4 protein-coding genes are annotated in these 4,004 nt (G+C 60.4%); 1 reads left to right on the top strand and 3 read right to left on the bottom strand.

Annotated elements, in window-relative coordinates; translation table 11 throughout:
• Positions 1–148: 148 nt before the first annotated feature.
• Positions 149–1,246 carry a radical SAM protein gene (locus BA066_07065; GenBank protein ID RDD52937.1) on the bottom strand — a complete coding sequence of 366 codons (1,098 nt, stop codon included), beginning with the start codon at positions 1,244–1,246 and terminating at the stop codon, positions 149–151.
• A gap of 95 nt (positions 1,247–1,341) precedes the next feature.
• Between BA066_07065 and BA066_07060 the strand changes: the two genes are divergently transcribed.
• Positions 1,342–3,237 carry an aldehyde ferredoxin oxidoreductase gene (locus BA066_07060; GenBank protein RDD52936.1) on the top strand — a complete coding sequence of 632 codons (1,896 nt, stop codon included), beginning with the start codon at positions 1,342–1,344 and terminating at the stop codon, positions 3,235–3,237.
• A 2-nt stretch (positions 3,238–3,239) separates the two neighbouring features.
• Here the strand turns inward: BA066_07060 and BA066_07055 are convergent, their stop codons facing one another.
• The gene (locus BA066_07055) at positions 3,240–3,713 is read right to left on the bottom strand and encodes a ferredoxin (protein ID RDD52935.1); all 474 of its coding nucleotides are present in this window, start codon (positions 3,711–3,713) and stop codon (positions 3,240–3,242) included.
• The coding region (locus BA066_07050; protein RDD52934.1) for a glutamate synthase at positions 3,710–4,004 on the bottom strand (295 nt) is incomplete at its 5' end. The genes BA066_07050 and BA066_07055, both read right to left, overlap by 4 nt.

The raw sequence follows: 4,004 nt of genomic DNA, 5'->3' as shown, positions 1-4,004 counted from the left end.
TGAGGTCCCTCAGCTCCTCCAGGAGATCTGAGAACCTCACCTTCCCTTCAATCCTCACCTCCCTGCTTCCCCACCCGAGCTTCTCCCTCAGGGTCATGTAAACCCTTACCTCGACCATCCAGCTCACTTGAGCTCCGGGAATTTAAACTTAGAGGGGACAGAAGGAGAGGCCATGGAGGTAGGGGCAGTGGGCGCAGGAGGGCCTGTTTCCCCAGCAATCGGACTCGTTGCTCCTGGTAATCAGGCAGTAGTTCACCAGGGAGCAGTCGAGGCATGAGGGGAGTCTCAGGAAGTAGAGCCTCATAAGCATCCTCGCGTAGGAGTTCCTCCACACGTCCATCAGGCTCTCCCTCCCGAGATCCCCGAGGACGACCTCCCTTATCCTCCTGGACACCCCAAGCACCCTAGTCCTCCAAGATCTGGCGTAGTATATGCAGGGGGTCACCTTACCATCGCACCTCACGAAGAGGGCCCTGTTGGACACGAAAGGGCAGGACCTCGATGTTGAGGGCGCCAGGTTGGGCTGGGCCACCCTGATGCCCATCTCCAGGACCTTGAGCGATACCCTGTCCAGCTCCTCCCTCAATCTCCTCACGCATCCCTCATCGCTCAGGCAGTCCAGCTCCCCATCGAAGTCTATGAAGTTGCTGAACCTGACCTCGCTCAACCCCAGCTCCCTGGCGAACTCTAAGGCTCCCGTCATCTCGCTCAGGTTCAGCCTGGTGACGGTGAAGATGGCCCTCACCTCGGGTCTGGGGCTCGAGGCCTCAACCTTCGCCCGGAGGAGCCTCCTCAGACCCCTTGAGAGGCCCTGTAAAGTTCCTCCTCTCCTTACGAGGCTGTAGAGCCGGACATCATAGGCTTCCAAGCTAACGTAGAGCTCGTCGAGCCCAAGCCTCACGAGCTCCTCGGCGCATTCCTCGAGCGTGGAACCATTCGTGTTCAGGGCGACCTGGAATCCCATGGCCTTCAGCCTCCTCAGCATCTCCATGAACCCCGGGTTCGAGGTGGGTTCACCCCATCCCGAGAGGACTATCCTCCTGACGCCAGCCCTCACAGCATCCTCCACCACGCGCTCAAATGTGTTCGGGGTCATGTGGCACGGCTTCAGGTCCCTTGCTGCCTTTCTGAAGCAGTGAAGGCAATCATAATTGCAGCCGGTCGACAACTCCAGCATCAGCGTCCTGGGGTGGGATCCCTCATCCAGCTCGAGCCTCCAGTCCCCGTACCTGAAAGCCACTTTCAATGCACCACACCTTGCAACACATCGCCTGTGAAAGATTAAAATTCTTGTTCAAAATGTTTATTAGTGATGCTCATTCGGTAGCGGATGGTGATACCTTGCCCCCAGGAGGATACATGGGCGGCGTCCTCAGGGTGGATCTGTCCGATGGGAGGGTGTCGAAGGAGCAGCTCCCAGAGGAGAGCATCCTCAGGGCTTGGATAGGTGGCAGGGGTCTCGGAGTCTACTACATGCTCAAGGAGGTCGACCCCAGGGTGGACCCGCTCAGCCCCCGGAACAAGGCCATAGTGGCGACGGGTCCGCTCACCGGAGTGACTGGGGTGCCATCCTCGGGAAGATGGTGCTCCGTCACGAAATCCCCTCTCACGGGGACCATCCATGATGCCCAGAGCGGCGGGAAGTTCGGACCGGAGCTCAAGTTCGCCGGATTCGACATCGTGATAATAGAGGGAGCCTCGGAGAGACCAGTTTACCTCTGGATACATGACGGCGAGGCCGAGCTGAGGGACGCGAAGCACCTATGGGGGAGGGACACCCACGCGACCACCGACATGATAAGGGAGGAGCTGGCCCCGGAGGTGGGGAGCGATGAGGCCAGCGAGATAAAGGTGCTCACGATAGGACCGGCCGGGGAGAACCTATCGAAGATAGCCAATCTCATCAATGATAAGTCCAGGGCAGCGGGCAGGGGCGGCCATGGAGCCGTCTGGGGATCAAAGAGGCTGAAGGCGATAGCAGTCAGGGGGCACGCGACCCCCACAGTCGCCAGGGAGGGAGAGTTTGAGGAGATAGCCGAGAAGTCCCTTGACATAATAAAGAAGGCTCCCGTCACCTCCCAGTCCCTCCCTAAGTACGGGACGGCGGTCCTGATAAACATAATAAACTCCCACGGCGTGCTGCCGACGAGGAACTTCCAGACAGGGGTCTTCGCCGCAGCCGAGAGGGTGAGTGGGGAGAGGATCGCGGAGGAGATAATGGACTGGAAGAAGCAGGAGGAGGAGACATGCTGGGGATGCCCGATAAGCTGCGCCAGGTACACTAGGATACAGAGCCCTCCGTTCACCGGTGAGGGAGGGGGACCGGAGTACGAGAGTGTCTGGGCCCTAGGCCCCCAGACGGGAACGGACGACCTGGCAGCGGTCAGCAAGGCCAACTACCTGTGCAACGAGCTGGGGCTTGACACGATATCCATGGGCAGCACAATAGGTGCGTTGATGGAGCTTGTGGAGAGGGGGAAGGTCCCCCAGGAGAGGCTGAGGGGCCTGAAGGTGACCTGGGGCAACGGTGAGGCCCTCGTGGAGCTCACCTGGCGCACGGCCTACAGATCGGGCATCGGGGATGACCTGGCCGAGGGAGCGATGAGGCTGGCCCAGAAGTACGGGGCCCCGGAGCTTGCGATGGTGGTGAGGGGACAGGAGCTCCCGGCCTACGATCCAAGAGGGGTCCAAGGGCACGGCCTGGCTTATGCCACGTCCAACAGGGGAGGCTGCCACCTCAGGGCCTACCTGATCTCGGCCGAGGTCCTGGGGATACCCGAGATGCTGGACAGGTTCTCCACGGCCGGGAAGGGAAGGTGGGTGAAGAGGTTCCAGGACTCCTTCGCCACTATAGACAGTCTGATAGTCTGCAAGTTCGTGACATTCGCTTACGGAAACGAAATACTCGCCTCACAGCTCTCCGCCGTCACGGGATGGGATATAGGCGTCGAGGAGTTCGAGAGGATAGGTGAGAGGATATACAACGCGGAGAGGGCCTTCAACGTCCTCTCCTTCGGGGACGGGGAGGAGCATGACACGCTACCCAAGAGGCTCTTGGAGGAACCGATGCCCGAGGGACCGGCCAAGGGCCACGTCACGAAGCTCGGGGAGATGCTCCCCGAGTACTACGCTGAGAGGGGATGGGTCAGGGGGAGGCCCACGAGGGCCAAGCTCGAGGAGCTGGGCCTGAGCTGGGTCGCGGAGATGCTGGAGAGGGAGAACCTCCTCCACGCCTAACACTAAATCTTTTTTACCTTTATGGCCCCGCTAGGGCACATCGCCACGCAGGCGGGCTCCAGACCCTCCTCCCTGAGCCGCTCGCAAAGATCGCACTTCCCCGGAGCTCCTCCGGGACCACCGAGCCTGATGGCCCTGAAGGGACAGGCGTGGATGCAGTCCAGGCACTTGTTGCACCTCGAAGGTATTATCTGGAGGCTCCCGTCCTCCCTCCTCACTATCGCATCCCTCTTGCACACCTTCACGCACGGGGCGATCTCGCAGTGGAAGCAGGAGACAGGTTTCTCGACACCTATCTTCGACATGATCATCCTGACGTATGATCTGCCGGCATGCGTGAACTCGCAGACGACGCTGCAGGTCTCGCAGTCTATGCACCTCAGGAAGTCTATCACCTTTAGGAAGCTCCCCAGCTCCGCGCACCTCTCAACCTCCACACCCAGGAAGTCGCAGACCTCAGCTGGGCTCTCCATCATCCTCCCCTCCTCACCTTCCCCCTGGCTAGGAGCTCATCCATACTCCTAGCCGCGCTGAGTCCCTGCTTCACCGCCCTACCGATCTTGGAGGGCCCGGTGACCACATCCCCGGCCGCGAAGATGTTGGTCCCGGCTATGTTGAAGTTCTGATCCACCCTCAACCTCCCGGCCTCATCCAGGTACTCTGAAAGCTCCTCGGAGGCCGGAGGTGTTGGAACCTCCCCCACGGCCTTCACAACTATATCGGCATCTATTATGAACTCACTCCCCTCCAAGGGCACGGGCCTGGGC

Source organism: Candidatus Korarchaeota archaeon NZ13-K (genome assembly GCA_003344655.1).
GTDB lineage: Archaea > Korarchaeota > Korarchaeia > Korarchaeales > Korarchaeaceae > Korarchaeum.
The sequence above is the reverse complement of the archived record's forward strand: the minus strand, read 5'-3'. Positions and strand labels throughout refer to the sequence as shown.